We start from the raw sequence: 26,327 nt of genomic DNA on the forward strand, positions 1-26,327 counted from the left end.
CGGACCGATCCGTCATCGAGTGGTACGCCCGTTTTGTCGATCATCGGTGTCGGCGTGAAACGCGCTGGTAATGAGGTTCGCCGCATTACTGGTCATCAGTTGATGGATCAGCGCAGAAACGGCGCAGTACGCGGACCGGACGCCGTCAGGCGAACGCGATCCCGACCGGTACCGCCCCGTGAGCGACGTACTGGGTGGTCATGAAGATCCGGTACGGCTGCCGCGTCGGCCCGGCCGGTCGGCGCCGCCGGCAGGTCACCGCGATCGCCACGGCCCCGCCGGCCAGGGCCGCCGCCGGCCAGCGCAGCACCGGATCCACCCCGACCGCCGCCGCGCCGAACGCGACGGCCACCAGGAGCGCGTTGACCGACACCCGTCGCCCAGCGGCCGGCACACCACGCAGCACCGCCGAGGTCCGTCGCCCGGTCGCCGCGTCACCGGCGACGTCGGACAGGTCCTTGGCCAGCGCGCCGACGAGACCCATCCAACACGACATCGCGACGGCGAACACCAGCAGCGCGGGCGGCACGCCGCCGCCACCGGCCGCTACCGCCCCGGCGGTGAACGTCACCAGTCCGGCCAGTACCACGGTGGCCCCGGCGGCCACGCTCCACCGCTTCAGGCGAAGCGGCGGCGCGGAGTAGGCCCAGCCGAGCAGCAGCGCCAGGCCGACCAGGCCGAGCCAGGCCACACCGAGGACAGCGGCCCCGGCCACCGCAAGACCCGCCCAGGCCGTGGCCACCCCCGCCGCCACCGGCACCGGCAGTACGCCGCGGGCGATCGGCCGGCGGGAGCCGTTGACCCGGTCGCCGACCACATCGGTCACCCCGTCGAACAGGTAGACGCTGGCGGCGACGCAGAGCCAGGCGGCGAGCGCCACCGGCATCCGCCACCACGCGGCGGTGGTCTCCGGCGCGGCGACGGTGGCCAGCGCGCCGGCGACCAGGAAGCGCATCGTGTAGATCGCCAGTACGGCGGGCCTGGCCTCGATGACACACCAGCCCAGGTAGCGGCCCGTCATTCGCCAGCTTTGCCTGGACACTTCGACAGACGTCGTGGTCATGGGTCGAGGATATGGTGCCCTGATTGGCCCGCATCAGAGGTGTACATCGAAGGTCGTATCCAATTCTGCACCCTGCTGTCGGTGCTGGGTGTATCGGATCGGGGTGGGCGGGTCCCCAGGTGCAAACTCCACGCCGGCTCTTGTTGTTCGAGTTGTAGGCAGCCTACTTTCCAGATCCCGGCGAAGTTTCCGTCGGATTGCGCTGCACAACCGATCGAGAGGAACGCGATGCTGCATTTCCAGGTACTCGGCCCACTCGAGGCGTTCGACGACGACGGCACCGTCGTCACCCCGACCCCACCGAAGGTCGGCCGGGTCCTCGCCCTGCTTCTGCTGCGCGCCAACCAGGTGGTGTCGACCGACGCGATCATCGACGAGTTGTGGGGCGAGGATCCGCCGCCCAGCGCGGTCGGTACCGCCCAGACCTACATCTACCAGCTGCGCAAGTGCCTGGACCCCCGGATCCGTACCGGCGGGGAGTGGCTGCTCACCAAGCCGCCCGGCTATCTGATGCGGATCGCACCCAGCCAGCTGGACGCGACCACCTTCGAAGCCCTGTCCCGCCAGGGTCGGCAGATGCTGGAGCGGGGCCAACCGGAGCAGGCCGCGCCACTGTTGCGTCGCGCGCTCGAGCTGTGGCAGGGGCAGAGCCTGGCGAACCTGCGCCGGGGCGGACTACTGCAGGCACACGCCATCCGCCTCGAGGAGGACCGGATGCGCACCCTGGAACTGCGGATTCAGGCCGACGCCGAACTCGGCCTGCACCGGCAGCTGATCGGGGAGATCCGGTCCCTGGTGGCCACCAATCCGCTCAACGAGTGGCTGTACGGCCAGCTGATGGTGGCGCTGGCCCGGACCGGCCGCCGGGGTGAGGCGCTGCAGACGTACCAGGATCTGCGCCGCGTGCTCGACCACCAGCTCGGCCTCACCCCGCAGCCCGAGCTGCAGCGGCTGCACCGTGAGCTGCTCAGCCACGGCGAACCCGCGATGAGCAGCACCTGGCTGTACCGCAGTGTGCTCTCGGCGGCCTGACCGCCGTGGGTAGGCGCTACCTGGGCGGCGACTCGTGACCGCCCAGACGTGGCTCGGCGTCGTCGTACTGACCGGCAGTGGCCTCACCGCCGGGGTGCTGTACGCCGTCGCGCTCAGCGTGGTCCCGGCGTTCCGGGCCCTTTCCCCGCAGCGCTACGTCGAGACCCACAAGCTGATCGGCCGTCGGTTCGACCTGGTGATGCCGCCCACGGTGCTCACCTGGACGGTGGGCGACGTGGTCGCCGCCGTGCTCACCGGGCACCCCGTGGTACGGCTGCTGCTGCTCGTCGCCGCTGCGGCCGGCTGCGCGGTGGCGGTGGTGTCGCAGCTGGGCAACGTGCCGATCAACCGCCGGGTGAAGGCGCTGCCGGCCGGGGCGCTGCCGCCGCACTGGCCCGACCCGCGTGCCCACTGGCGCGCGTTCAATCTGCTCAGGACGGGTTTCGCGGTGCTGGGCCTGGTCGCCAACGCCGCCGCCGTGTCTCATCCGTCCTGGTGACCGAAAGGAGAAGCCGTGCCGTCGACCTCGACGCCGACCCTCGACCCCGCTGACATCAAACGTCTGGGCAACGCCTTCTGCCACGCGAAGCTGCTGCTCACCGCCACCGAGCTCGGACTTTTCGCCGACCTGTCGAGCAACGGCCGGTCGACCGCCGACGAGATCGCCGCCCGGCTGCACCTGGCCGGCCGTGGCGCGGGCGACTTTCTCGACGCGCTCACCGTGCTCGGCCTGCTCGATCGGACCGCCGCCGGCTACGACCTGGCCGACGCGGCACGCCGGCACCTGGTCCCCGGCGGACCGGCCTTCCTCGGCGGCTTCCTCGACCGGGCCAACCAGGTGCTCTACCCGGCCTGGGGCAAGCTGGCCACCGCGTTGCGGACCGGGCGACCGCAGACCCCGTCGGCGGGCGCGGGCGCGTTCGCGCAGATGCTCGCCGACCCGGTCCAGCGTGAGCGGTACCTGGGCATGATGGACGGGGCCAGCGGTCAACTCGCGCCCCATCTGGCCGCTGCCGTCGACTGGTCGGCGGTCTCCAGCGTGGTAGACGTCGGCGGTGCCCGGGGCAACCTGGCCGCGGCGTTGGTGACGGCGCATCCGCACCTGTCGGCGACCGTGTTCGACCTGCCGGCGATGGCGCCGTCGTTCGCGGACCACATGCGGTCGCTGCGTCCGCCGACCGAGGTCCGGTTCGTCGGTGGTGATTTCTTCGTCGACCCGCTACCGACCGCCGACGTGCTGATCATCGGCCATGTCCTGCACAACTGGTCGCCGCCGCAACGGCAGACCCTGATCGCCCGGGCGTACGCCGCGCTGCCCCCCGGTGGCCTGCTGCTGGTCTACGACGCGATGCTCGACGACGAGCCGGCCGACCTGGCCCGGCTGCTGGTCAGCCTCAACATGCTCCTGGTCACCTCCGACGGTGCGGAGTACCGGGCGGCGGACGGCGAACAGTGGCTGCGCGAGGCCGGGTTCGCCGTACAGCAGCGCCGGTCACTCGGGAGCAGCGACACTCTGTTGGTCGCCCGCAGGCCCACCGCCGGCAGCTGACCCGATCCGGGTGCCCGGCGTCGGCCGTTCCCCGGCGGGCGCGGGGTCGGTGCCATCGGCCCCGGCGGACAGGGCGCCGTCCCAGTCCGCCGGGGGACCGGGCACGACCAGGTGCAGGTGGCCAAGCAGCGGCAGCAGCCGGGCGAGCGGGCCGGGGGACACCGGCGTGGTGGTGTCGTCGACCGACGGTACGCCGTCGGCGGGGTGCGGCAGGCGGTCCATGGTCGTCAGTCTCCGGCCCGGTCCTGGCTGTCGGGTCCAGCGTCTCTGGTGTCGGGTCCAGCGTCTGCGCTGTCGGGTCCAGCGTCTGCGCTGTCGGGTCCAGCGTCTGCGCTGTCGGGCCGGCAGCGGCAGTCGGTCCCGACCGGCTGCGGGCAGACCGCGTCGCGCGGGTCGGACACCGTGGCCAGGCGGGCCCGCTCGGCCGCGTCGAGCCGGACCGCTGCGGCGGCCAGGTTCATCTCCAGGTGGGTCGGGTCCCGGGTGCCGGCCACCGGCAACACGTCGGGGCCCTGCGCCAGCAGCCAGGCCAGGGCGAGCCGACTCACCCCGACGTGCCGGCGGGTGGCCACCCGCTGCGCGGCGCCGACCATCCGCCGCGTACGGGCGAAGTTGTCCGGCCGGAACCGGGGGTCGGCGTGCTGGTATGCGTCGGGGGCCAGCTGGTCGGGGGAGTCCAGCCGCCCGGTGAGCAGACCGGCACCGAGCGGGCGGTACGCCGCGAACCCGATCCCCAGGGCCCGGGCGGCGGGTAGCAGTTCCGTCTCGGCGCAGCGGCCGAGCAGCGAGTACTCGGCGGCTACCAGCGCCAACGGGTGCACCGCGTGGGCACGCCGGAGCTGACCGACGCCGACGTGGGCGACGCCGAGGTGGCGTACCTTGCCGGCGGCCACCAGCGCGGCCATCGCCTGCACGCTCTCCTCGACCGGCACCCGGGGGTCGGCGCGGTCGAGGAGGTACAGGTCCAGGTAGTCGGTGCCGAGCCGGCGCAGGGTCGTGTGGCAGGACCGGGTCACCGTCTCGGGGCGGGCGTCGACGTCGACCAGCCGCCCGCTCCGGGTGTAGCGGCCGCCGCTGCGGCTGGCCAGCAGGACCGCCGTACGGCGGCCGCGCAGCGCCCGGCCGACGACGGTCTCGATGTCCCCGCCGGTGGTCAGGTCGGTGGCGTCGACCAGGCTGGTGCCGAACTCCCGTAGCTGGCCGATCATCCCGTCGGCGACGGCCCGGTCGACCGGGCCACCGCAGCCCGCGGTGAAACTCATCGCGTTCAGGGCGATGGGCGTGGCGACCAGGCCGGTGGCCCCACATCGGCGTGGCTGCACGGCGGGGCGGGTTCAGCCGGTCGGGCAGAGGTGCCGGGCGAGGTCGGCCAGGCTGTCGTGCTCGAACAACGCGGCGGCGGCGATCTCGATGCCGAGTTCCTCCTCCAGACCGGCGTGTACCTGCAACAGCTGCACCGAGTTGGCGGCGACGTCGGTGATGTGGCGCTCCGGTGGGATCGGTCCGGGGTCCGGTTCGCCGGCGTCCACCAGGATCCGGGCCAGCACCCGCTGCAGGGCCTGCAGGGTCTGCCGGTACCTGGCGCCGTCGGTCGCCGCCGGCTGGTCGTGGTCGTCGGCACGCATCGGTGTCCCTTCTGGTCGTTCACTGGTGGCGGTAGTAGCTCCACAGGTCGTGGTACGGGATCGTGGTGCCCTCCCGGCGGGCCCGCGCCCACTCGCCGGCCCAGTGCAGCATCAGGGTGGGTGCCGCCGGCTCGATGATCCGTCCGTTGTGCACGACGAAGGCCGGATCGCCGGCCCACCGCTCGGCCGGCAGGTCCCAGGCGCCGGTGGTCGCGGCGATCGTGTAGAGGCTGGTGTAGGGGGCACCGGAGGTGACGATCAGATAGTTGAGGAAGGGCTGCTCGGCGCAGGTGAGCTCCATGTGGGCGGCCAGCGCGAGCGCCTCGGGCAGGCGGGCGGTGGCGTGCGCCAGGGACAGGTTGCCCCGGCGGGAGGCGATGAAGCCCGTGTTGGCAGCGAAGGCGACCTGTTCGTCGGTCAGCACGCCGACGTCGTGGATGCTGTCGCGCCACACCCATCTGCGGATCTCCGGTTGGTGTGAGTGCGACGTGACGAACGAGTAGTCGTCGAGGTAGCGGTAGACGAAGTGGACGTTGTGCAGGACCACCGTGTCGCAGTCGATGTAGACGAACTCGTCGTACGGTCCATGCCAGATCGCGAGCTTGCGGTACTGGCCGCTGGCTGCGCCATGGAAGGCGTACCCGATCTCGTCGCACCGGTCCAACACCGCATAATCATCGAAGATCTCAAATTCATATTGATGGCGGAGTGCGCGGAGCGCGTCGATGTCGCCGGCGAAGGGGACCAGGCACAGCGGGGTCCAGGGATGATAGGTCCGGAAGCTGTTCAGAAATGCCAGCGCCTGCTCCAGCACGCCGTCGTTGGCCAGGAAATAGACACCCCTGCGCGCCCCGGTCACCGCTGCGCGCCCTGTCGGACGTCGACGGCGGAGGTCCGCCGCGGCGAGCGGGCGTCGGTGCCGTTGGCGGCGATCCGGTCCACCAGGGCGCAGTACTCGGCGGCGGCACCGGCCACCGCGAACGAGACCCCGACGGCCCGCATCCGTCGGTCGAACTCCGACGGCGGCACCGCCGGCTGGTCCGGGTCGGCGTCGCGGATCGGGTGCCACACCCGGCGGACCCGCTCCAACAGCGCCAGGTACTCGCCGGGCTGCTCGCCGCCGCGGGCCAGGATCTCCGCGGCGGGTCCGTCCGGCACCACCGGCACCGGGCGGGCATGGGTACGCAGTGCCTGTCGCACCTCGGCCAGCGCCGGCTGGCGTTCCGACGCGCCGGTGGCGATCCGTCGGTAGTCGACCGGCAACGCCGTCCAGTCGACGTCCCGGGTCGCCGCCTCGATCCGGGCGGCCAGGTCGCGCCAGGCCCGGCTCAGTGCCGTGCGGTCCAGCTCCACCAGCAGGCATCCGGTCAGTTCGCCGAGGCGTACCAGGTAGCCGAGCAACGCCGAACTGATCATCAGATACTCGTAGACGGCGAACGCGGCGCGCACCCGGGGGTCGGCGAACTCGGCGAACCGCCGGTAGGTGCGGAACTCGTCCCGGGTCCGCTCCCGGTACCAGTCCAGCGCGCGGTGGGTGACGACCCGGGCGCGGTTGCGCCGCAGCAGCAGTTCGGGTGCGCTGGCGCCGTAGCGCAGGTAGCGGTCGGTGATCTCGCCGATCTGCTCGGCGCAGCCGTGCATCACCGGCGGCGCGCCGGACAACCAGCCGATGCGGTGGCCGGCCTCGTGCAACGCGGCACCGAAGTCCGAGTCCTCGCCCGAGGTGTGCAGGTCCTCGCAGAAGCGCAGGTCCGGGCCGAGCCGGTCGCGCCGTACCCCGCAGTTGCCGGTGGTGAGCGTGTCGGCTTCGGTCTCGTCGACCGGGATCGCGTCGAACAGCCGCAGATAGTCGACGAAGGCGCTGACCGGTCCGGACACCACGGTACGGATCGGTGCGCAGAGCGCCGTCCGGTCCGGGCGGGCGAGCGCCCGCGACATGTCCACGCACCAGGACGGCGGCACCAGACAGTCGTCGTCGACGTACAGGACGGTGTCGTGGACCGCCGCGTCCAGTACGACGTTGCGGGCCGCCGCCACGTTGCGCCGTTCGCGGTAGTGCACCCGTAGCCGGCCACCGGCGATCCGGTCCAGTTCCGGCAGTCGTGACCGGCCGTTGACGACCACCAGGACCTCTGCGGTCTCCCCGGCGGTCCGGGCGGCCCGCAGCGCCGCCCGGACGGTCCGGACGAGCGCGGCGGGGTCGTCGCCCCTGGTGGGTATCCCTACCGAGACCGTCATCAGATTCCTTTCGTCGCGCGCTGTGCGCATCGACGATGGCCGGTTCCGCTCGGGTCCGGCTGGAGCCTGCGGCCAGCGGCGGGACGGCGGGGCACCCCCCCGGTCGCGGCCAGAGTGTGCGACGGCAGCGGGCGCGTCGGCGGAAGTCCGCCAGGGAAATGGACAGACCGGGCGATCTGGTCGCCCGGTCTGGTCGTGCACCGTGTCGCGGTGCCCCCGGTGGGATTCGAACCCACACTGTCGGAGGTTTGAGCTCCGTCTCTCTACCGGTTGGAGTACGGGGACGTTTGTCGGGTCTGGGGCCCGGCTTCGTCAAGCCTACCCACTACGCTGAAGGCGGCGACACCCAACCCGGTGGGTGTCGGGTCGCAAGTGTTGGGGGTAGGGGTTCGTGGCCGACACGCAGGCGGGTGCCGAGCGCAGGCGGGTACTGATCGCAGAGGACGAGGCGCTGATCCGACTCGATCTGGCGGAGATGCTCGTCGAGGAGGGCTACGACGTCGTCGGTGAGGCCGGCGACGGGGAGACCGCGGTGCGCCTCGCCGAGGAGCTCAAGCCCGATCTGGTGATCCTCGACATCAAGATGCCGATCATGGACGGGCTGGCGGCGGCCGAGCGGATCGCCGCGGGCCGGATCGCCCCGGTGGTGATCCTCACCGCGTTCAGCCAGCGCGACCTGGTGGAGCGGGCCCGTGCCGCTGGTGCGATGGCGTACCTGGTCAAGCCGTTCCAGAAGAGTGACCTGGTGCCGGCGATCGAGATCGCGCTGTCGCGCTACAGCGAGCTGGCCACCCTCGAGTCCGAGGTCGCCGGGTTGGCCGACCGGTTGGAGACCCGCAAGGTCGTCGAGCGGGCCAAGGGCATGCTGATGACCTCGTACGGGATGACCGAGCCCCAGGCCTTCAAGTGGATCCAGCGGATGGCGATGGACCACCGGATGACCATGCGCGACGTCGCGGAGCGGATCCTGGCCGAGACTCCGGGCGAGACCGCCGGTGAGACCACCCCTACGCAGCAGTGAGTGACCGTCGCGGGCCCCGGCCGGCCAGGTGCACGCGGGGCGTGTTACAGCTGGTCGGGCCATCAGGCCACGCTACGTAACGTTTTTGTCAACGGCCCTTCCTGGACCTTACGGCGTGCCCGGCAGGTGGGATAACGTCCCGCCCCAAGGCCGGGATAGCGGCCGGGTGCGTGCTTCCCGCAAGAGCCAATCGGCAGTGGGTGGTTCGGGCCAATTGGTATCGAGGAGGGGTTTCGAGCCTTGAAGCGTAATCTTGTACGCGTGCTCGGCGGCGTCGCCATGATGGCGCTCGTCGCCGGCGGTGCCGCCTGCAGCAGCGGGGACGGCGACAGCACGGAAGCTGGCGGCGAGGCGTGCGGCAACAAGATCGCCTTTTTTGGGGCGTTGACTGGCCCGTCGGCGGCGTTGGGCATCAACGAGAACAACGGTGTCGCGCTCGCGGTCGAGCAGTACAACGAGGCGAACCCGGACTGCACGGTCGAGCATGTCGGTCTCGACTCGCAGGGCAGCCCGGACCAGGCGCCCGGTCTGGCGCAGCGGGCCATCGACGACGAGAAGATGCTCGGCATCGTCGGCCCGGCGTACTCCGGTGAGTCCGAGGCGGCCGGCCCGCTGTTCGCCGAGGCCGGACTGGTCACCATCACCCCGTCGGCGACCCGGCCGAGCCTGGCCGACCAGGGCTGGCCGACCTTCTTCCGGGGCGTCGGCAACGACCTGAGCCAGGGCCCGGCCGCCGGCGTCTACATCCGCGACGTGCTGGGCGCGCAGCGGGTCTTCGTGATCGACGACCAGTCGGCGTACGGCGCGGGTCTGGCCGACGAGGTCAAGAAGGTCCTCGGTGACCTGGTCGTCGACTCCGACAAGGTCCAGGGCGAGGGCAAGCAGGTCGACTTCTCCGCCACCGTCACCAAGGTCCGCTCGGCCAACGTCGACGCGGTCTTCTACGGTGGGTACTACCAGGAGGCCGGCCTGATCCGGAAGCAGCTGACCGACGCGGGCATCGCCGCCACGATGGTCGCCGGTGACGGCGTCAACGACCCGGCGTACGTCACCTCCGCCGGTGCCGCCGCCGCCGAGGGCACCATCCTCACCTGCCCGTGCCAGCCGGCCACCGAGGCCCGGGGCAGCTTCGCCGCCGACTACGAGGCGCTGCACGGCTCCCCGCCGGGCACCTACAGCGACACCGCCTACGACGCGGCGAACATCCTGCTCGAGGGCATCAAGGAGGGCAACACCACCCGCGAGGCGCTGCTCGAGTGGGTGAAGAACTACGAGGGTGAAGGCGTCGCCGCCAGCTACAAGTTCGACGACAAGGGCGAGATGGAGGCCTCGCAGGTCGTCGTCTGGGCGTTCAAGGTCGTCAACGGTGAGGTCGTGCCGGACCAGGAGATCCCCAAGTCCTGATCCGTCCCCATCGGCAGGTCAGCTTTTCAGCGGGTGCGGCCGGGAGCTCGCTCCCGGCCGCACCCGATTTTTTTCCCCAGCCCTCAATGGAGCACCCTCCTTGAACGTCAATGGACTGCTCTCTAACTTCGGAGAGCTCACCACGACCGGCTTGACGCAGGGCGCCATCTATGCCCTGGTCGCGCTGGGCTACACGCTGGTCTACGGCGTGCTGCGTCTCATCAACTTCGCCCACTCCGAGGTGTTCATCGCCGGAGCGTTCGCCGCGCTCTGGACCTGGGGTGCCCTCGGACTCACCCAGAACTCGGTGGTCACCGGAACCGGGTCGATCATCTTCTACCTGCTGATCGCGCTGCTCGTCGCCGCGCTAGCCTCGGCGGCCACCGCCACCGTGGTGGAACGGGTGGCCTACCGACCGTTGCGTAAGCGTAACGCACCCCCGCTGGCTTTTCTGATCACCGCGATCGGCGCGTCGATCGTGATGGCCGAGGCCTTCGGCATCTACACCCGACGTCTGCCGCAGGGGCTGCCGACGATCGTCAGCAACAGCCCGCTGTTCGAGGTCGCCGGGGTGCCGATCACCACGGTGCAGCTGCTCACCGTCATCTCCGCCCTGGTGATGATGGTCGGCCTGGACTTCTTCATCAACCGCAGCCGGATCGGCCGGGGCGTGCGGGCCGTCGCCCAGGACCCGAACACCGCCGCGCTGATGGGGGTGAACAAGGACCGCATCATCATGACCATCTTCATCCTGGGTGGTCTGATGGCCGGTGTCGCCGGCGTCCTCTACAACATCCGCATCGGTGTGCTCACCTACAGCGTCGGCTTCCTGCTCGGCCTCAAGGCGTTCACCGCCGCGGTCCTCGGCGGGATCGGCAACCTGCGTGGCGCGCTGCTCGGCGGCTTCCTGCTCGGCGTGGTGGAGAACTACGCCTCCGGCCTGTTCGGTACGCAGTGGAAGGACTTCGTGGCCTTCGCCGTCCTGGTCGTGCTGCTGATGTTCCGCCCGACCGGTCTGCTAGGCGAGTCGTTGGGGAGGGCACGGGTATGACAAGCGTGCGAGGCAAGCTGCACGACGTGCGCGGTCAGATCTCCGATCGCTGGCACCACATGCCGAAGTGGGCCCGCTGGGCGTTGGTCGCCGCGGTGGTCGTCTTCTTCTACGCGTTGCCGAACAAGGAGTTCTACCAGTACCTCGGGCCGATCCCGACCACCGAGTCGAACTTCGCCCAGGTGCTGTTCACCGTCTCGATCTACGTTCTGCTGGCCGTCGGCCTCAACATCGTGGTCGGCTTCGCCGGCCTGCTCGACCTGGGCTACTTCGGCTTCTTCGCCGTCGGGGCCTACACGGTCGCGGTGCTGACCTCGCCCAGCAGCGACCTCAAGACCCTGTGGCCGTGGCTGGCGGCGCTGCCGTTGGCGATCGGCATCACGATGATCTCCGGCCTGATGCTCGGCACCCCGACCCTGCGACTGCGCGGTGACTACCTGGCGATCGTCACCCTCGGCTTCGCCGAGATGATCCGAATCGCGGCGGTCAGCTCCGAGTTCCTCAAGGGTCAGCGGGGTCTCAACCAGATCCCGCACCCGCCCGGCGAGTACGCCGACGGCAAGCCGGTCTTCGGTGTGCTGGACGCCCGCCCGTACTACTGGCTGGTGCTCACCGTGATCATCGTGGTGGTCATCCTGGTTACCAACCTCAGCAACAGTCGGGTCGGCCGGGCCTGGGTCTCCATCCGCGAGGACGAGGACGCCGCCCAGCTGATGGGCGTGCCGACGTTCAAGTTCAAGCTGTGGGCGTTCGCCATGGGCGCGGCGATCGGCGGGCTCGCCGGCGCGCTGTTCGCCGGCAAGCAGAACTTCGTCAGCTCGCAGAACTTCGAGCTGCTCAACTCGATCATCATCCTGGCGGCGGTGATCCTCGGCGGCTCCGGCAACATCGTCGGCGCGATCGTCGGCGGTGGCCTGGTGGCGTACCTGATCGAACGCTTCCGGGGTATCGAGCTGTTCGGGGTGGAGCTGTACGAGTACCGGTTCCTGGTCTTCGGGCTCACCCTCGTCGTCATGATGATCTTCCGGCCGCAGGGCCTGATCTCCAGCAAACGCCGGGCAGCCGAGTTCAAGGACCGGCGTAAGGAGGTGACCGTCGGTGGCTGACACCGCGACGACCGGGGCCGGTGCCACCGCCGCGACCCGCGAACCCCTGCTCGAGGTCGACCATGTCACGCTGCGCTTCGGCGGCGTGGTCGCGCTCAACGACGTGGACTTCACTCTCTACAAGGGGGAGATCCTCGGGCTGATCGGTCCGAACGGGGCCGGCAAGACGACCTGCTTCAACGCGATGACCGGCATCTACCGGCCCAGCGAGGGTGAGATCCGGTTCCGTGGCGAGCGGATCACCGGAAAGAAGCGTCACCAGATCACCAAGATGGGGATGGCGCGTACCTTCCAGAACATCCGGCTCTTCCCGGAGATGACCGCCCTGGAGAACGTCCAGGTCGGCGCGGACGCCCACCACAAGACCAGCGTGATCTCGGCGATGCTGCGGCTGCCCCGGCACTGGCGGGAGGAGCGCGACGGCCGGGAGAAGGCCCGCGAGCTGCTGGACTTCGTCGGAATCGGCAAGCGGATCAACGAGATGGCCCGCAACCTGTCGTACGGCGAACAGCGGCGCCTGGAGATCGCCCGCGCGTTGGCGACCGACCCGGTGCTGCTCTGCCTCGACGAACCGGCGGCCGGCTTCAACCCGGCGGAGAAGGAGGAGCTGCTCCAGCTGATCCGCCAGATCCGCGACCGGGGCGTCACCGTGCTGCTGATCGAGCACGACATGCGCCTGGTCATGGGGGTCACCGACCGGATCGTCGTGCTGGAGTTCGGAAAGAAGATCGCCGACGGACTCCCCGCCGAGGTGCGGGAGGACCACCGGGTGATCGCCGCCTACCTGGGAGTGCCCGACGATGCTGCTTGAGATCGAGGACGTCAGCCTGCTCTACGGGCGGATCCAGGCGCTGCACGGCATCAGCCTGACGGTCGACGAGGGCGAGATCGTGGCCCTGATCGGCGCCAACGGTGCCGGCAAGTCGACCACCATGCGGGCCATCTCGGGTATCCGGCCGATCGCCTCCGGCAAGATCACCTTCGACGGCGAGGACATCTCCAAGCTCCGTGCCGACCTGCGGGTGCGGCGCGGGCTCTGTCAGGCACCGGAGGGCCGGGGCATCTTCCCCGGCATGACGGTGCTGGAGAACCTCGACATGGGGGCGTACACCCGCCGGGACCGGGCCGGCATCGCCGCCGACCTGGACCGGGTGCTGGGGTTGTTCCCCCGGCTCGCCGAGCGGCGCAAGCAGGCCGGTGGCACGCTCTCCGGCGGTGAGCAGCAGATGCTCGCCGTCGGCCGGGCGCTGATGAGCCGGCCGAAGCTGCTGCTGCTCGACGAGCCGTCGATGGGGCTCGCGCCGATGCTGATCCAGCAGATCTTCGACATCATCGTGGAGATCAACCAGCAGGGCACCACGGTCCTGCTGGTGGAGCAGAACGCCCAGCAGGCGCTGTCGCGCGCCCACCGGGCGTACGTGCTGGAGACCGGCAGCATCGTCAAGTCCGGCACCGGCACCGACCTGCTGCACGACCCGGCCGTCAAGGAGGCGTACCTCGGTGTCGCCTGAGCCGTCCCCCCGGTACGCCCGACCCCTCGGAGGAAGCGTGACCACCAGATATCACCGGACCCGGCGGGCCGCCGTCGGCGTCGTCGGCGCGGTCGCCCTGATGTTGACCATGGCCGCCTGCGGCGAACAGGACAGCGTCGAACAGCCCGGTGCCGGCGCGCCGAGCGCCTCGGCCGACGACGACCTGGCGGCGCTGGTCCCGGACGAGATCAAGGCCGACGGCAAGATCCTGGTCGGGATCGACGCGACGTACGCCCCGGCGGAGTTCCTCGACACCGACGGTGCCACGGTCGTCGGCTTCGACGTCGACCTGTTCAACACCGTCGCCGGCAAGCTCGGCCTGACCACCGAGTACGTGCCCAGCCAGTTCGACGACATCATCCCCGGGGTGATGTCGGGCAAGTACGAGATCGGGGTGTCGTCGTTCACCATCAACGACGAGCGCAAGACCCAGGTCGACATGGTGTCGTACTTCTCGGCGGGCACCCAGTGGGCGGCGCGCGCCGGTGAGCCGGTCGACCCGGACGACGCCTGCGGCAAGCGGGTGGCGGTGCAGGCCGGCACCGTCCAGGTCGAGGACATCGAGGCCCGGTCGGCGGCCTGTACCGCCGCCGGCAACCCCGAGATCACCATCGAGCAGTTCCAAGGTCAGGACCAGGCTACCGCCTCGGTGGTCTCCGGCAAGAACGACGCGATGCTGGCCGACTCGCCGGTCTGCGCGTACGCGGTCCAGCAGACCAACGGTGAGCTGGAGCTGTCCGGCGACATCTACGACTCGGCCCCGTACGGCTACGTCGTGGCCCAGGAGCAGTCCGAGTTCGCCGAGGCGTTGGCGCAGGCGCTGGCGGCGGTCATCGCCGACGGCAGCTACGAGCAGGCGCTGAGCAACTGGGGCGTCGAGGCGGGCGGGATCACCGACCCGGCAGTCAACCCCTGAGCCGCGTCGACCGGCGATGTCGATGAACCCCTCGACCGGCCCGGACGGCACCCCGCCGTCCGGGCCGGACCCGGCAGGCGAGGTGCCGTCCGGGCCAGTCCGGGTCCGCCCCGATCCGATCAGAGCGGTGCCGGTACGGCGTCCGGGCCGCTGGGTGGCGATCGGCGTGCTCGCCGTACTCGCCGCGATGTTCGTCCACCTGCTGGTCACCAACGACCGCTTCCAGTGGGCGTTCATGGTCGACAACATGTTCCGGCCGCCGATCATCGAAGGCGTCCGGACCACCATCACGATGACGCTGCTCGCGATGCTGATCGGTGTCGCCGTCGGGGTCCTGGTCGCGGTGATGCGGCTGTCCGGCAATCCGATCCTGGCCGGGGTCGCCTGGCTCTACACCTGGTTCTTCCGGGCGGTGCCCCGGGTGGTGCTGCTGGTGCTCTTCGGCAACCTCGGCATCCTGTGGGAGCGGCTGGAGTTCGGCCTGCCGTTCGACCGGCAGCTCGGTGCGCTGTTCGGCGTGACCGACTTCGAGGCCCGGATCTGGGGCTTCGACGCCCGGACCGCGATCAGCGGGTTCGTGGCGGGTCTGCTCGGGCTGGCGCTGTCCGAGGCGGCCTACATGGCGGAGATCGTCCGGGCCGGGATCGGCTCGGTCGACCCCGGTCAGGCCGAGGCGTGCGCCGCGCTCGGCATGAGCCAGGGCCTGACCCTGCGCCGGGTGGTGCTGCCGCAGGCGATGCGGGTGATCGTGCCGCCGACGGGCAACGAGACGATAGCGATGCTCAAGGACACCTCGCTGCTGGCCTTCGTACCGGTGACCAACGAACTGTTCTTCCAGCTGTCGGCGGTCGGATCCCGGACCTTTCAGGTCTTTCCGATGCTGGTCGCCGCCTGCCTGTGGTACCTGGCGCTGACCAGCGTGCTGATGGTCGGCCAGTCCTTCGTCGAACGGCGGTTCTCCCGCGGTGTCGGCGCCGCCGCTGCGAAGGGGACCTGATGACCGCGTCGGCCGCCGCCGGGCCGGACACCCTGATGGTGTACGCCGAGAACGTGCACAAGTCGTTCGGGTCGCTCGACGTGCTCAACGGCGTGGACCTGGCGGTACGCCCCGGTGAGGTGTGCTGTGTGATCGGGCCGTCCGGCTCGGGCAAGTCGACCTTCCTGCGTTGCATCAACCACCTGGAGAAGATCGACGCCGGGCGGATCTGGGTGGACGGGGCGCTGGTCGGCTACCGGCAGCGGGGCGGCAAGCTGCACGAGTTGCCGGCCCGGGAGGTGGCCGCGCAGCGGCGCAGCATCGGCATGGTGTTCCAACGGTTCAACCTTTTCCCGCACATGAGCGCCCTGGCGAACGTGATGGAGGCGCCGCTGCGGGTCCGTGGGGAGCCGAAGGCGGCGGTCCGTGAGCGCGCGGTGGCGCTGCTGGACCGGGTCGGCCTTGCCGACCGGGCGCACGCGTACCCGGGTCAGCTCTCCGGTGGTCAGCAGCAGCGGGTGGCGATCGCCCGCGCGTTGGCGATGCGGCCGAAGGTGATGCTCTTCGACGAGCCGACCAGCGCGTTGGATCCGGAACTCGTCGGTGAGGTCCTGGACGTGATGCGGGACCTGGCCCGCGACGGGATGACGATGATCGTGGTGACCCACGAGATCGGCTTCGCCCGGGAGGTCGGCGACTCGCTGGTGTTCATGGACGGCGGGGTGGTGGTCGAGGCCGGCGTGCCCCGCGAGGTGCTCGCCGACCCACGGCACGAACGAACTCGGGCGTTCCTGAGCAAGGTCCTCTGAACTCGTGGGGTGTGGCGGGCCGTGAGCCGCCGGGCCCGGTGTCACACCCCACGACTAGAGTCGCTTGACGTGACCGACGACGCGCCCCGACTGCTGCTTCTCGACGGCCATTCGCTGGCCTACCGGGCGTTCTTCGCCCTGCCGGTGGAGAACTTCTCCACCAGCACCGGGCAGCCGACCAACGCGGTCTACGGCTTCACCTCGATGTTGATCAACGTGCTGCGCGACGAGCGGCCGACGCACATCGTGGTCGCCTTCGACATCTCCCGCCGGTCGTTCCGGACCGAGCGGTACGCCGAGTACAAGGCCGGCCGGTCGGAGAGCCCGGCCGACTTCGCCGGGCAGGTGAGCCTGGTGCAGGAGGTCCTCGACGCGCTGCGCATCCCGTTCGTCACCAAGGACAACTTCGAGGCCGACGACATCATCGCCACCCTGGCCTGCGCCGGCCGGGACGCCGGGATGGACGTGCTGATCTGCACCGGTGACCGGGACGCCTTCCAGCTGGTCGACGACCGGATCACCGTGCTCTACCCGCGTAAGGGCGTCTCCGACCTGGCCCGGATGGACCCGGCGGCGGTCACCGCCCGCTACGGCGTCGGGCCGCAGCACTACCGGGACCTGGCCGCCCTGGTCGGTGAGGCCAGCGACAACCTGCCCGGGGTGCCCGGTGTCGGCCCGAAGACCGCCGCCAAGTGGATCAGCCAGTACGGCGGACTGGACGGGGTGATAGCCCAGGCCGACCAGATCAAGGGCAAGGCGGGGGAGAGCCTGCGGGAGCGGCTCGCCGACGTGATCCGCAACTACGAGCTGAACTGTCTGGTGGCCGATCTGGAGCTGCCGGTCACCGTGGCGGACGCCAAGTGGACCGGCTGGGACCGGGAGGCCGTCCACCAGGTGTTCGACGCCCTGCAGTTCCGGATCCTGCGGGACCGGCTCTACCAGTACCTCGACGCGGTCGAGCCGGAGGCCGAGGCCGGGTTCGACCTGGCCGGGCAGGTCCTCGGTGCCGGCGCGGTCGCCCCCTGGCTGACCGCGCACGCACCGGTCGGCGTCAGCGTCGGCGTCGCGGTCGCCGGCAGCTTCGGCCGGGGCACCGGCACGGTGACGGCGGTCGCGGTGGCGACCGCCGACGGTGCCGCCGCCTGGTTCGACCCGGCCGCCCTGGACGCCACCGACGAGGCGGCCGTCGCCGACTGGCTCGCCGACGAGCGGCGTCGCAAGGTCCTGCATGACAGCAAACCGGCCCGGTTGGCGTTCGCCGCCCACGGCTGGTCGCTGGCCGGCATCGACCGGGACACCGCGCTCGCCGCCTACCTGGCCCGGCCCGACCAGCGTTCCTACGACCTGATCGACCTGGCCCTGCGCTACCTGCACCGGGAGCTGCGGGTCGACGCCCCCGACGACGGGCAGCTCACCCTCGACGGCCTCGGGCCGCAGGGCGAGGTCGAGCAGAACCTGATGCTGCGGGCGCGGGCCACCCTGGATCTGGCGGTGGCGATCGACGCCGAGCTGGCCCGCGACGGGGACGCCTCGACCCGGTTGCTCGCCGACGTCGAGCTGCCGCTGGTCGAGGTCCTCGCCGCGATGGAGCAGGCCGGCATCGCCGCCGACACCGAGTACCTGACCGAGCTGGAGGCGGTCTTCGCCGCCGAGGTCAAGGCGGCCGCGCAGGCGGCGTACGGGGTGATCGGCCGGGAGTTCAACCTCGGCTCGCCCAAGCAGCTGCAGGAAATCCTCTTCACCGACCTGGGGCTGCCCAAGACCAAGAAGATCAAGACCGGGTACACCACCGACGCCGACGCCCTGCAGTGGCTGTTCGCGCAGACGGAGCATCCGCTGCTGGCGCACCTGCTGCGCCACCGCGACGTGGCCCGGCTCAAGTCGACCGTCGACGGGCTGCTCAAGTCGATCTCCGACGACGGGCGGATCCACACCACCTTCCACCAGACGGTGGCCGCCACCGGCCGGCTCTCCTCGACCGACCCGAATCTGCAGAACATTCCGATCCGCACCGAGGAGGGCCGTCGGATCCGGCGAGCCTTCGTGGTCGGCGCCGGGTTCGAGTCGCTGCTGACCGCCGACTACAGCCAGATCGAGATGCGGATCATGGCGCACCTGTCCGCGGACGAGGCGCTGATCGAGGCGTTCAACTCCGGGGAGGACTTCCACGCGGTGACCGCGTCGTCGGTGTTCCAGGTGCCGCTGGAGTCGGTCAGCGCCGAGCAGCGCCGCCGGATCAAGGCGATGAACTACGGCCTGGCGTACGGGCTGAGCGCCTTCGGCCTGTCCCAGCAGCTCGGGATCGCCACCGACGAGGCCCGCGCCCTGATGGAGGAGTACTTCCGCCGGTTCGGCGGAGTCCGCGACTACCTGCAGGCGCTGGTCGCCCAGGCCCGCCAGGACGGTTACACCTCGACGATCCTGGGCCGGCGCCGGTACCTCCCCGACCTGGTCAGCGACAACCGGCAGCGCCGGGAGATGGCCGAACGGATGGCCCTCAACGCGCCCATCCAGGGCTCCGCCGCCGACCTGATCAAGGTGGCGATGCTGCACGTCGACACCGCGCTGCGGGCCTCGCCGCTGCGGTCGCGGATGCTGCTGCAGGTGCACGACGAGCTGGTGTTCGAGGTGGCACCGGGGGAGCGGGCAGACCTGGAGGAGCTGGTCCGTCGCGAGATGGGCGGGGCGTACCCGTTGTCGGTGCCGCTGGAGGTCTCCGTCGGCGTCGGCACCGACTGGCACAGCGCCGACCACTGAACCGGCCGGTGCCGCGCACGGCTGACCCGGTGCGGGTACCGGGTCAGCCGGGTGATCCGGTCAGTGGCCGACCTTGAGGCGCCCGGCGAGGGTGTCGTGGATGCGGGCGCTGGGCTGGTTGAGTTCGATGATCTCGACGGTCTTGCCGCGGCTGGCGTATTTGGTGGTGATGGCGTCGAGGGCGGCGACCGACGAGGCGTCCCAGACGTGGGCGTGGGCCATGTCGATGATCACCCGGTCGGGGTCGCCGGTGTAGTCGAACTGGTGCACGAGGTCGTTGCTGGAGGCGAAGAAGAGCTCGCCGTGCACCGAGTAGATCCGGGTGCTGCCGTCGGGGTCGAGCACGCTGGTGACCTCGACCAGGTGGGCGACCCGACGGGCGAAGATCACCATCGCGGTGAGGACGCCGATGATGACGCCGATGGCGAGGTTGTGGGTGACGAGCACGGCCGCGACGGTCGTGGTCATCACGATCAGTTCGCCCCACGGCATCCGCCTGACCGTCGCCGGAGCGACGCTGTGCCAGTCGAAGGTGGAGACGGCCACCACGATCATGACGGCGACGAGAGCGGCCATCGGGATCCGGGCGACGACGTCGCCGAGGGAGACGACCAGGATCAGCAGGAACACCCCGGACAGGAAGGTCGACAGCCGGGTCCGGGCACCGGAGACCTTGACGTTGATCATGGTCTGGCCGATCATCGCGCAGCCGCCCATGCCACCGAAGAAGCCGGTGACGATGTTCGCCACACCCTGACCCCACGACTCGCGGGTCTTGTTCGACCGGGTGTCGGTGATGTCGTCGACCAGCTTGGCGGTCATCAACGACTCCATCAGCCCGACCAGGGCGATCCCCAGAGCGTACGGGGCGATCAACTGCAGGGTGGCCCAGGTGTACGGGATCTCGGGAAGGGCGAGGAACGGCAGGCTGTCGGGCAGCGCGCCCTGATCGCCGACGGTCGGTACGGCGAACCCGGCGGCGACGGTGACCACGGTCAGCACGACGATCGCGACCAGCGGCGCCGGCACCGCCTTCGTCAGCCGGGGCAGGCCGACCATGATCGCCAGTGCGACGGCGACCATCGGGTAGACCAGCCACGGCACCCCGATCAGGTAGGGCACCTGGGCAGCGAAGATCAGGATCGCGAGGGCGTTGACGAAGCCGACCATGACGCTGCGGGGGATGAACCGCATCAGCCGGGCGACGCCGAGCACGGCGAGCAGCACCTGCAGGACCCCGCCGAGGATCACCGCCGCCAGCAGGTAGCCGAGGCCGTGGTCGCGTGCGAGGGGGGCGACGACGAGCGCGATCGCGCCGGTCGCGGCGGAGATCATCGCCGGCCGGCCACCGCAGATGGCGATGGTGACCGCCATGGTGAACGAGGCGAACAGTCCGACCCGGGGGTCGACCCCGGCGATGATCGAGAAGGAGATCGCCTCCGGGATCAGCGCGAGGGCGACGACCAGGCCGGCGAGGACCTCGGTCCGCAGGACCTTCGGTGAGATCCACGACGGGCGGGTGAACCGGGATCGGACAGCGGCGGGCGCAGAAGCGGACATGCAGCCTTTTTCGGATCAGACGCGGGCGGAGGCGCGTGAGAATGGTGCCGGTGGGGACCGGGCAGACTGGCCCGGCGACGCCCGAACTCTACTGTCTCGTTAGAGTCGAGTGCGCCACCTGGTGATGATCATCACGGGCACGTTCTGGGATATCCTGAGCTGATCAGCGCCGGTTCGCGGCGATGGGACGGGCGGCGACTCCGGGCGCGGTGCTGTCGGAGGCAGGTCGGCGACGACCGGGGAGGCGGGAACGCGACATGCCCCCGAGCGGACTCATGCAGATCGGCGAGGTGGCCGAGCGCACCGGCCTCAGCCTGCGGACCATCCGCTACTACGAGGAAGTCGGCATCGTCGTGCCGTCCGCCCGCAGCCAGGGCGGCTTCCGGCTGTACACCGAGGCGGACGTGGCCCGGCTGCTGGTGGTGAAGCGGATGAAGCCGCTGGAGTTCAGCCTGGAACAGACCAGGGACCTGCTCGACGTACTCGACCGGCTGGCCGCCGACGAGCCCGGCCTGGATCCCGAGCAGCGGCAGCGGCTGATCGGTGCGCTGCGGGACTTCCACGACGGGGTGCAGGCCCGGGCCGCGACGTTGGAGAGCCAGTTGCGTACCGCCCGGGAGTTCGCCACCGAACTGACCGCACACCTGGCCGCACTCGACCGGCCCGCCCCGCTGCGCCGCTGACCGAAGGGTCGCTCATCCGGCGTCGTGCGGCGCTGCGCTAGGGTTCCCAGGTGTCTGCGGCCCCGACGACGAGCACCGGCACCGCCAGCGACGTCACCGCGCAGGCGGCCCGGCGGCGTACCTTCGCGGTGATCTCCCATCCGGACGCCGGCAAGTCGACTATCACCGAGGCTCTCGCCCTGCACGCCCGGGCGATCACCTCGGCCGGCGCGGTGCACGGTAAGGGCGACCGGCGCGGCGTGGTGTCCGACTGGATGGCCCTGGAGCAGCAGCGCGGGATCTCGATCACCTCGGCGGCGCTGCAGTTCACCTACCGCGACGTGGTGGTCAACCTGCTCGACACCCCCGGGCACGCCGACTTCTCCGAGGACACCTACCGGGTGCTGACGGCGGTCGACTGCGCGGTGATGCTGCTCGACGCCGCCAAGGGCCTGGAACCGCAGACGTTGAAGCTGTTCGAGGTGTGCCGGCACCGCCGGGTGCCGGTGATCACCTTCATCAACAAGTGGGACCGCCCAGGGCTGGAGCCCCTCGAACTGCTCGACGAGATCGAACAGCGGATCGGCCTGCGCTGCACCCCGCTGACCTGGCCGGTCGGCGTCGCCGGGCAGTTCCACGGGGTCGCCGACCGGCGTACCGGCGACATGGTCGCATTCACCCGGACCCCGGGCGGGGCGACCGCCGTGATGGAGGAGCAGTTGCCCGCCGACGAGGCCGCCCGCCGCTACGGCGCCGACTGGACCCGGGCGATCGAGGAACTGGACCTGCTCGCCGCCACCGGCGCCGACCACGACCAGGCCGCGTTCGTCGCCGCGACCACCACCCCGGTGCTGTTCGGCGCGGCGGTCACCAACGCCGGGGTGCGCCAGCTGCTCGACGTACTGGTGGACAACGCCCCGGCCCCGGCGGCCCGGCCGGACACCGGCGGCAGCCACCGCGCGCTGGACGCACCGTTCTCCGGATTCGTGTTCAAGACCCAGGCCAACATGAACCCGGCGCACCGCGACCAGGTCGCGTTCGTCCGGGTCTGCTCCGGTCGGTTCGAACGCGGCATGGTGGTCACCCACGCCGGCACCGGCCGACCGTTTGCCACCAAGTACGCCCAGCAGGTCTTCGGCCGCGACCGGGACACCATCGACGAGGCCTTCCCCGGTGATGTGGTCGGCCTGGTCAACGCCACCGCGCTCGGCATCGGCGACAGCCTGTACGCCGGCCCGGCGGTGACGTTCCCGCCGTTGCCGTCGTTCGCCCCGGAACACTTCGTGGCGATCCGGGCCACCGACTCGTCGAAGTTCAAACGGTTCCGCCGGGGTATCGAACAGCTCGACGGCGAGGGCGTGGTCCAGGTGCTGCGCTCGGACCGCCGGGGCGAGCAGACCCCGGTGCTCGCGGCGGTCGGGCCGATGCAGTTCGAGGTTGCCACCCATCGGCTGGCCGCCGAGTTCGGGGTACCGACCGCGATCGACCACCTGCCGTACACCCTGGCCCGGCGCACCGACGCGGCCAGCGCGGCCGCACTCAACGCCGCGCCCGGCGTCGAGGTGATGACCCGGGTCCGCGACGGCGAACTGCTCGCCCTCTTCCCCGACAAGTGGCGACTGTCCACCGTCCGCAACCGCGACCCGGAGCTGGTGCTCGAACCGCTGCTTGCCGACGCCCAGTGACCCCTGCCCACACCGACCGGGAGGCGCGGATGCCGGCACGTTTCGCGGAACTGGACTGGCGCGAGACCCCGATGGGGGAGATCAGCCTGCGGCGCCGCCGGGATCCGACCGTCGACCAGGACGTGTACGAGGTGAAGCTCGGCGACGAGTTTCTGATGTCGAGCCTGTTCACCGTCGCCGAAGTGGAACTGGCCCGGCTCGCGCTCGACGCGGCGGGCAGCGGCACCCACGGCGGCCCTGACGGCGGTGCCGACAGTGGCACCGGACTCGACGTCGTCGTCGGCGGGCTCGGTCTGGGCTACACCGCGGTCACCGTACTCGAGGATCCGACGGTGCGGTCACTGGTCGTGGTCGACGCGTTGGACGCGGTCATCGACTGGCACCGGCGTGGTCTGGTGCCGCACGGTCTGCGGCTCGCCGCCGACCCCCGCTGCCAGCTGCACCACGGCGACTTCTTCGCCCTGGCTGGCGGGTCGACCGGGTTCGACCCGGACGCGCCGGGGCGACGCTGGCACGCGGTCGTCGTCGACATCGACCATTCGCCGACGCACCTGCTGCACCCCGGCCACGCGGACTTCTACCAGCCGGACGGGCTGCGTCGGCTGGCCGACCACCTGCACCCGGGCGGGGTCTTCGCGTTGTGGTCCAACGATCCACCGGACGACGCGTTCACCGCCCGGCTCGCCGAGGTGTACGCCACCGCCCGCGCCGAGGTGGTCACGTTCGCCAACCCGCTACAGGGCGGCACCTCGGCCAACACCGTCTACCTGGCGACCCGCGCCTGACCGGGGGCCGACGCTGCCCGATCGGGTCCCGGTCGCGGCCTGCGGTCACCCCTTGAGCGGGTCGTGGCCCCAGTTCATCAGCGAGTACCGCCAGCGGGTGTCGGTCACGTCACCGGTGGGGCGTTGGGCCAGGTGGCGGTGCACGTACCCGACGACCTTGCGCATGTGCGCGTAGTCGTCGTCGGACAGCGCCTCACGTTCGGACCGCAGCAGGTCGACGATCCGGCGGCCGGAGGCATGCCCGACCGACTCGCCACCGGCGGCCGAATGCTGACCGGCGTCCTTCGACTCCGGGGTACGCAGCCACCGCTCCAGCTCGCCGGGGCTCATGTTGACCGCCTCGACGAACGCCCGGTACGCCGCAGCGCCGTCAGCCGAACCGGGGCGGGCCGGCCGGGGTCCGGCGGTACCGGGTCCGGCGGTACGGGTGCGGTCACTCGGCACGGCGCAACGCCTCGGGCTTGTGCACCGCGTCGCGGCCGGACTTGTCGCTGCGGACCCGGTACTGCGGGTGCTCCGGGTCGGCGACCACCGTACGGCCGGCGGCCTCCCGACGGGAGGTGATCTCCTCCTCGACGGTGCCCGGCACGGTCACCCCGTGGCTGCGCCAGTTGACCCGGTCACCGGGCCGGGGGTGCTCGACCGGGCGGCCGGGCCGCTGCTCGGGACGGTCGCCCTCGCGGGGGCGTTTGTTCCTCGCCATGGCGGCCGGGTACCCACCGACCGGGCGGGCAATCCGTCCCGAACCGGGTCTACGGGGTGATCTCGGCGATCGGCAGCTTCACCGGGAACGGGGCGTCGAGTTCGAGCAGGTCGTCGGCCTCGGCGACGAGGGCGTACTCCCGCTCGCCGCTGGCACCGGGCCGGTCGCCGAGCCGGTAGGCGTAGATCCGCACCGGGTCCTGCTCGACCCGCCAGTAGTGGCCGATGCCGACGGCGGCGTAGCCGGCGGGTTTGTCGAACCGGTCCCGGCGACGGGTCGCGGGGGAGACGACCTCGACGACCAGCAGCACCTCGTCGGGGGTCAGGTAGTGCCGGTCGCGGCTGCCCTCGGCCCGGTGCAGCAGCACGTCGGGTTCGTAGGTGTTGCGTGGCCCGACCGCGACCCCGACCGCCTGGGTGGCCCGGTAGCCGTCCGGCGCGTGCCGGCGCAGCCACAACCACAGAAGGCTCGTGATGCTCTGGTGACCGAGAGTGGGGGAGGGAACCACGGTGAGGACTCCGTCGAGGAGTTCGACGCGGGGGGCGTCGGCGGGTAGGGCGAGGACGTCTTCGATGCTGTAGTCAGCCAGCTGCTGCCGGACCGGGTCCGGCTGCCACGGTGCGGTCCACGCCCCGCCGGACGCTGCGGCAGGATGGATCGGCTCGGCGCTCACCCGGTCAGCGTACCGCCGTGGCGGTGGTGGCGAGGGCCGCCGGCGCGGTGGCCCAGCCGGCGGTCGCTGGCTCAGCCGGCGGTGGCGGGTTTGTCCGCGACGAAGATCGCGGTGCCCGGGAAGAGCCGCCCGCGCAGCGGACTCCACTGCCCCCAGATCTGCTCGTGCCCGTCCGGCCAGGGTGGTTCGACGATGTCGCGCAGGGCGAAGCCGGCGGCGACGAGTTCGCGGACCCGGTCGCCGACCGTACGGTGCTGCTCGACGTAGCTGGGGGTGCCGTCGTCGTCGGTCTCCACGTACGGCCGTCGGTCGAAGTAGGAGTGCACCGCGACCAGGCCGCGCTCGCCCGGGTCGTCGAGGAAGATCCAGCGCATCGGGTGGGTGACGGCGAAGACCCAGCGCCCGCCGGGGCGCAGCACCCGGTGCACCTCGCGCATCACGGCGGCCGAGTCGGCGACGAACGGCACCGCGCCGAACGCGGTCCAGACGGTGTCGAAGGCGGCGTCGACGAAGGGCAGGGTCAGCGCGTCGGCCTGGACCAGCGGCACGGCGACACCGGTCCGGTCGGCGGCGGCGACGGCCTGGCGCAGCATGCCGGCCGACAGGTCGAGCCCGACGGCGTGCGCCCCCTGGCCGGCGAGCCAGCGGCTGCCGCCGGCGGCGCCGCAGCCCAGTTCGAGCACCCGCCGCCCGGCGACGGCGCCGAGCAGCCCGGCCTCGGCCTCCCGCAGCCCTTCCGGGCACCAGCGCAGGTCGGCGTCGCCGAGGAACTCGCCGTGCTCGGCCTGGTAGGCGTCGGCGTCGGCGTCCCACCAGCGGCGGTTGGCCTGGCGGGCCTGTGCGTCGGTGACCGGCCGTCTGGTCACTCTGGGTTCGTCCGGGGCGGTGTCAGAGTGGTCGGGGTCGGTCCCGGGCAGGTCCGTCGGGGCTGCGGCGTTCACCCCGCAGACGGTACGGCCCGCCGCAGTTGGGAGCGGTACCGGGCCGACGTGCTAATCTTGACGGCCCTCCGGTGGTCTGTGATCTCGATCACAGCGGGAGTCGGAAGTGGCGCGAATCTCCGCCTGTGGGTCCGATTTTTCCCAAGCCCCGAATGCGGCGGTCGGATAGCTCCCGGGAGGGCTTGCACGCTGTGGTAATGGAACCGGTAGGCTAGACGATGCGCTCGCGGATCGTGTGC

General features: G+C 70.9%; 26 protein-coding genes, 1 tRNA gene and 1 pseudogene. 16 read left to right on the plus strand and 12 right to left on the minus strand.

The window, feature by feature from the left end:
* Window positions 1-145 precede the first annotated feature (145 nt).
* Entirely contained in the window at window positions 146-1,063 is a 918-nt protein-coding gene (locus ACN28F_RS28535) for a UbiA family prenyltransferase (RefSeq protein ID WP_289205545.1), read from the minus strand.
* Between the two features lie 228 nt (window positions 1,064-1,291).
* Between ACN28F_RS28535 and ACN28F_RS28540 the strand changes: the two genes are divergently transcribed.
* Genes ACN28F_RS28540 through ACN28F_RS28550 form a run of 3 tightly spaced genes read left to right on the plus strand, consistent with a single transcriptional unit; the run spans window position 1,292 to window position 3,644 of the window.
* On the plus strand, window positions 1,292-2,095 hold the full coding sequence (locus ACN28F_RS28540; RefSeq protein WP_421360552.1) for an AfsR/SARP family transcriptional regulator: 804 nt from the start codon (window positions 1,292-1,294) through the stop codon (window positions 2,093-2,095).
* A gap of 34 nt (window positions 2,096-2,129) precedes the next feature.
* Entirely contained in the window at window positions 2,130-2,594 is a 465-nt protein-coding gene (locus tag ACN28F_RS28545; RefSeq protein WP_289205547.1) for an anthrone oxygenase family protein, read from the plus strand.
* 15 nt (window positions 2,595-2,609) lie between these two features.
* Window positions 2,610-3,644, plus strand: a complete 1,035-nt coding sequence (locus ACN28F_RS28550; protein ID WP_289205548.1) for a methyltransferase — start codon at window positions 2,610-2,612, stop codon at window positions 3,642-3,644.
* Here ACN28F_RS28550 and ACN28F_RS28555 read toward each other — a convergent pair.
* The 6 genes from ACN28F_RS28555 to ACN28F_RS28580 all read right to left on the minus strand — a co-directional run bounded on the left by ACN28F_RS28555 (window position 3,588) and on the right by ACN28F_RS28580 (window position 7,792).
* On the minus strand, window positions 3,588-3,866 hold the full coding sequence (locus ACN28F_RS28555) for a hypothetical protein (RefSeq protein WP_289205549.1): 279 nt from the start codon (window positions 3,864-3,866) through the stop codon (window positions 3,588-3,590). The two genes, ACN28F_RS28550 and ACN28F_RS28555, sit on opposite strands and share 57 nt — an antisense overlap.
* A 5-nt stretch (window positions 3,867-3,871) precedes the next feature.
* On the minus strand, window positions 3,872-4,906 hold the full coding sequence (locus tag ACN28F_RS28560; protein WP_421360555.1) for an aldo/keto reductase: 1,035 nt from the start codon (window positions 4,904-4,906) through the stop codon (window positions 3,872-3,874).
* A gap of 72 nt (window positions 4,907-4,978) precedes the next feature.
* Complete coding sequence (locus ACN28F_RS28565) at window positions 4,979-5,269, minus strand: acyl carrier protein (protein ID WP_421360558.1); 291 nt, start codon at window positions 5,267-5,269, stop codon at window positions 4,979-4,981.
* 19 nt (window positions 5,270-5,288) lie between these two features.
* Window positions 5,289-6,128, minus strand: coding sequence for a hypothetical protein (locus ACN28F_RS28570; protein ID WP_289205552.1), 840 nt, complete (start codon window positions 6,126-6,128; stop codon window positions 5,289-5,291).
* Window positions 6,125-7,507, minus strand: a complete 1,383-nt coding sequence (locus ACN28F_RS28575; protein WP_421360561.1) for a glycosyltransferase — start codon at window positions 7,505-7,507, stop codon at window positions 6,125-6,127. Before ACN28F_RS28575 ends, ACN28F_RS28570 begins: the two co-directional genes overlap by 4 nt.
* A 211-nt stretch (window positions 7,508-7,718) precedes the next feature.
* Window positions 7,719-7,792: transfer RNA gene (locus ACN28F_RS28580), tRNA-Leu, on the minus strand.
* A 106-nt stretch (window positions 7,793-7,898) separates the two neighbouring features.
* Between ACN28F_RS28580 and ACN28F_RS28585 the strand changes: the two genes are divergently transcribed.
* The 10 genes from ACN28F_RS28585 (at window position 7,899) to polA (ending at window position 19,079) form a co-directional block, all read left to right on the plus strand.
* On the plus strand, window positions 7,899-8,528 hold the full coding sequence (locus ACN28F_RS28585; RefSeq protein ID WP_289205554.1) for an ANTAR domain-containing response regulator: 630 nt from the start codon (window positions 7,899-7,901) through the stop codon (window positions 8,526-8,528).
* Window positions 8,529-8,807: 279 nt separating this feature from the next.
* Complete coding sequence (locus tag ACN28F_RS28590; RefSeq protein ID WP_421361550.1) at window positions 8,808-9,932, plus strand: branched-chain amino acid ABC transporter substrate-binding protein; 1,125 nt, start codon at window positions 8,808-8,810, stop codon at window positions 9,930-9,932.
* A gap of 100 nt (window positions 9,933-10,032) precedes the next feature.
* Window positions 10,033-10,983 (plus strand): branched-chain amino acid ABC transporter permease, encoded by a 951-nt coding sequence (locus ACN28F_RS28595; protein ID WP_289205556.1) that lies wholly within the window; start codon window positions 10,033-10,035, stop codon window positions 10,981-10,983.
* Complete coding sequence (locus ACN28F_RS28600) at window positions 10,980-12,089, plus strand: branched-chain amino acid ABC transporter permease (RefSeq protein ID WP_421360566.1); 1,110 nt, start codon at window positions 10,980-10,982, stop codon at window positions 12,087-12,089. Before ACN28F_RS28595 ends, ACN28F_RS28600 begins: the two co-directional genes overlap by 4 nt.
* Entirely contained in the window at window positions 12,082-12,900 is an 819-nt protein-coding gene (locus tag ACN28F_RS28605; protein ID WP_289205558.1) for an ABC transporter ATP-binding protein, read from the plus strand. The genes ACN28F_RS28600 and ACN28F_RS28605 overlap by 8 nt, the downstream gene beginning before the upstream one ends.
* Window positions 12,890-13,600 carry an ABC transporter ATP-binding protein gene (locus ACN28F_RS28610; protein ID WP_289205559.1) on the plus strand — a complete coding sequence of 237 codons (711 nt, stop codon included), beginning with the start codon at window positions 12,890-12,892 and terminating at the stop codon, window positions 13,598-13,600. Before ACN28F_RS28605 ends, ACN28F_RS28610 begins: the two co-directional genes overlap by 11 nt.
* A gap of 100 nt (window positions 13,601-13,700) precedes the next feature.
* Window positions 13,701-14,537 carry an ABC transporter substrate-binding protein gene (locus ACN28F_RS28615; RefSeq protein WP_421361552.1) on the plus strand — a complete coding sequence of 279 codons (837 nt, stop codon included), beginning with the start codon at window positions 13,701-13,703 and terminating at the stop codon, window positions 14,535-14,537.
* Between the two features lie 22 nt (window positions 14,538-14,559).
* Window positions 14,560-15,534 (plus strand): amino acid ABC transporter permease, encoded by a 975-nt coding sequence (locus tag ACN28F_RS28620; RefSeq protein WP_289205560.1) that lies wholly within the window; start codon window positions 14,560-14,562, stop codon window positions 15,532-15,534.
* On the plus strand, window positions 15,534-16,322 hold the full coding sequence (locus tag ACN28F_RS28625) for an amino acid ABC transporter ATP-binding protein (protein ID WP_289205561.1): 789 nt from the start codon (window positions 15,534-15,536) through the stop codon (window positions 16,320-16,322). Before ACN28F_RS28620 ends, ACN28F_RS28625 begins: the two co-directional genes overlap by 1 nt.
* A gap of 69 nt (window positions 16,323-16,391) precedes the next feature.
* Window positions 16,392-19,079 (plus strand): DNA polymerase I, encoded by a 2,688-nt coding sequence (gene polA / locus ACN28F_RS28630; protein WP_421360571.1) that lies wholly within the window; start codon window positions 16,392-16,394, stop codon window positions 19,077-19,079.
* A 60-nt stretch (window positions 19,080-19,139) separates the two neighbouring features.
* Here the strand turns inward: polA and ACN28F_RS28635 are convergent, their stop codons facing one another.
* Complete coding sequence (locus ACN28F_RS28635) at window positions 19,140-20,639, minus strand: SulP family inorganic anion transporter (protein ID WP_289205563.1); 1,500 nt, start codon at window positions 20,637-20,639, stop codon at window positions 19,140-19,142.
* Between the two features lie 257 nt (window positions 20,640-20,896).
* On the opposite strand from ACN28F_RS28635, the gene ACN28F_RS28640 reads away from it, so the two are divergent.
* Genes ACN28F_RS28640 through ACN28F_RS28650 form a run of 3 tightly spaced genes read left to right on the plus strand, consistent with a single transcriptional unit; the run spans window position 20,897 to window position 23,771 of the window.
* Complete coding sequence (locus ACN28F_RS28640) at window positions 20,897-21,322, plus strand: MerR family transcriptional regulator (protein ID WP_289205564.1); 426 nt, start codon at window positions 20,897-20,899, stop codon at window positions 21,320-21,322.
* A 50-nt stretch (window positions 21,323-21,372) separates the two neighbouring features.
* Complete coding sequence (locus ACN28F_RS28645; RefSeq protein ID WP_289205565.1) at window positions 21,373-22,986, plus strand: peptide chain release factor 3; 1,614 nt, start codon at window positions 21,373-21,375, stop codon at window positions 22,984-22,986.
* Between the two features lie 29 nt (window positions 22,987-23,015).
* On the plus strand, window positions 23,016-23,771 hold the full coding sequence (locus tag ACN28F_RS28650; protein WP_289205566.1) for a spermidine synthase: 756 nt from the start codon (window positions 23,016-23,018) through the stop codon (window positions 23,769-23,771).
* 48 nt (window positions 23,772-23,819) lie between these two features.
* Here ACN28F_RS28650 and ACN28F_RS28655 read toward each other — a convergent pair.
* From ACN28F_RS28655 to ACN28F_RS28670, 4 genes and pseudogenes are all read right to left on the minus strand, one after another.
* Window positions 23,820-24,101: pseudogene (locus ACN28F_RS28655) on the minus strand (DUF3140 domain-containing protein); the annotation flags it as partial.
* Between the two features lie 103 nt (window positions 24,102-24,204).
* Window positions 24,205-24,474 carry a DUF2945 domain-containing protein gene (locus ACN28F_RS28660; protein ID WP_282228029.1) on the minus strand — a complete coding sequence of 90 codons (270 nt, stop codon included), beginning with the start codon at window positions 24,472-24,474 and terminating at the stop codon, window positions 24,205-24,207.
* A 49-nt stretch (window positions 24,475-24,523) separates the two neighbouring features.
* Complete coding sequence (locus ACN28F_RS28665) at window positions 24,524-25,147, minus strand: Uma2 family endonuclease (RefSeq protein ID WP_289205568.1); 624 nt, start codon at window positions 25,145-25,147, stop codon at window positions 24,524-24,526.
* A 71-nt stretch (window positions 25,148-25,218) separates the two neighbouring features.
* Window positions 25,219-26,064: a class I SAM-dependent methyltransferase gene (locus ACN28F_RS28670; RefSeq protein ID WP_289210928.1), complete on the minus strand. Its 846-nt coding sequence runs from the start codon at window positions 26,062-26,064 to the stop codon at window positions 25,219-25,221.
* Window positions 26,065-26,327: the final 263 nt, after the last annotated feature.

The organism is Solwaraspora sp. WMMA2101 (genome assembly GCF_049179175.1).
Lineage (GTDB): Bacteria > Actinomycetota > Actinomycetes > Mycobacteriales > Micromonosporaceae > Micromonospora_E.

What these genes read in the sequence shown, in the direction of transcription:
- ACN28F_RS28535 (WP_289205545.1), bottom strand. Translation starts at nt 1,063, where the DNA reads ATGACCACGACGTCTGTCGAAGTGTCCAGGCAAAGCTGGCGAATGACG.
- ACN28F_RS28540 (WP_421360552.1), top strand. Translation starts at nt 1,292, where the DNA reads ATGCTGCATTTCCAGGTACTCGGCCCACTCGAGGCGTTCGACGACGAC.
- ACN28F_RS28555 (WP_289205549.1), bottom strand. Translation starts at nt 3,866, where the DNA reads ATGGACCGCCTGCCGCACCCCGCCGACGGCGTACCGTCGGTCGACGAC.
- ACN28F_RS28560 (WP_421360555.1), bottom strand. Translation starts at nt 4,906, where the DNA reads ATGAGTTTCACCGCGGGCTGCGGTGGCCCGGTCGACCGGGCCGTCGCC.
- ACN28F_RS28565 (WP_421360558.1), bottom strand. Translation starts at nt 5,269, where the DNA reads ATGCGTGCCGACGACCACGACCAGCCGGCGGCGACCGACGGCGCCAGG.
- ACN28F_RS28575 (WP_421360561.1), bottom strand. Translation starts at nt 7,507, where the DNA reads ATGACGGTCTCGGTAGGGATACCCACCAGGGGCGACGACCCCGCCGCG.
- ACN28F_RS28590 (WP_421361550.1), top strand. Translation starts at nt 8,808, where the DNA reads ATGATGGCGCTCGTCGCCGGCGGTGCCGCCTGCAGCAGCGGGGACGGC.
- ACN28F_RS28600 (WP_421360566.1), top strand. Translation starts at nt 10,980, where the DNA reads ATGACAAGCGTGCGAGGCAAGCTGCACGACGTGCGCGGTCAGATCTCC.
- ACN28F_RS28610 (WP_289205559.1), top strand. Translation starts at nt 12,890, where the DNA reads ATGCTGCTTGAGATCGAGGACGTCAGCCTGCTCTACGGGCGGATCCAG.
- ACN28F_RS28615 (WP_421361552.1), top strand. Translation starts at nt 13,701, where the DNA reads ATGTTGACCATGGCCGCCTGCGGCGAACAGGACAGCGTCGAACAGCCC.
- ACN28F_RS28620 (WP_289205560.1), top strand. Translation starts at nt 14,560, where the DNA reads ATGAACCCCTCGACCGGCCCGGACGGCACCCCGCCGTCCGGGCCGGAC.
- ACN28F_RS28625 (WP_289205561.1), top strand. Translation starts at nt 15,534, where the DNA reads ATGACCGCGTCGGCCGCCGCCGGGCCGGACACCCTGATGGTGTACGCC.
- ACN28F_RS28635 (WP_289205563.1), bottom strand. Translation starts at nt 20,639, where the DNA reads ATGTCCGCTTCTGCGCCCGCCGCTGTCCGATCCCGGTTCACCCGCCCG.
- ACN28F_RS28640 (WP_289205564.1), top strand. Translation starts at nt 20,897, where the DNA reads ATGCCCCCGAGCGGACTCATGCAGATCGGCGAGGTGGCCGAGCGCACC.
- ACN28F_RS28650 (WP_289205566.1), top strand. Translation starts at nt 23,016, where the DNA reads ATGCCGGCACGTTTCGCGGAACTGGACTGGCGCGAGACCCCGATGGGG.
- ACN28F_RS28660 (WP_282228029.1), bottom strand. Translation starts at nt 24,474, where the DNA reads ATGGCGAGGAACAAACGCCCCCGCGAGGGCGACCGTCCCGAGCAGCGG.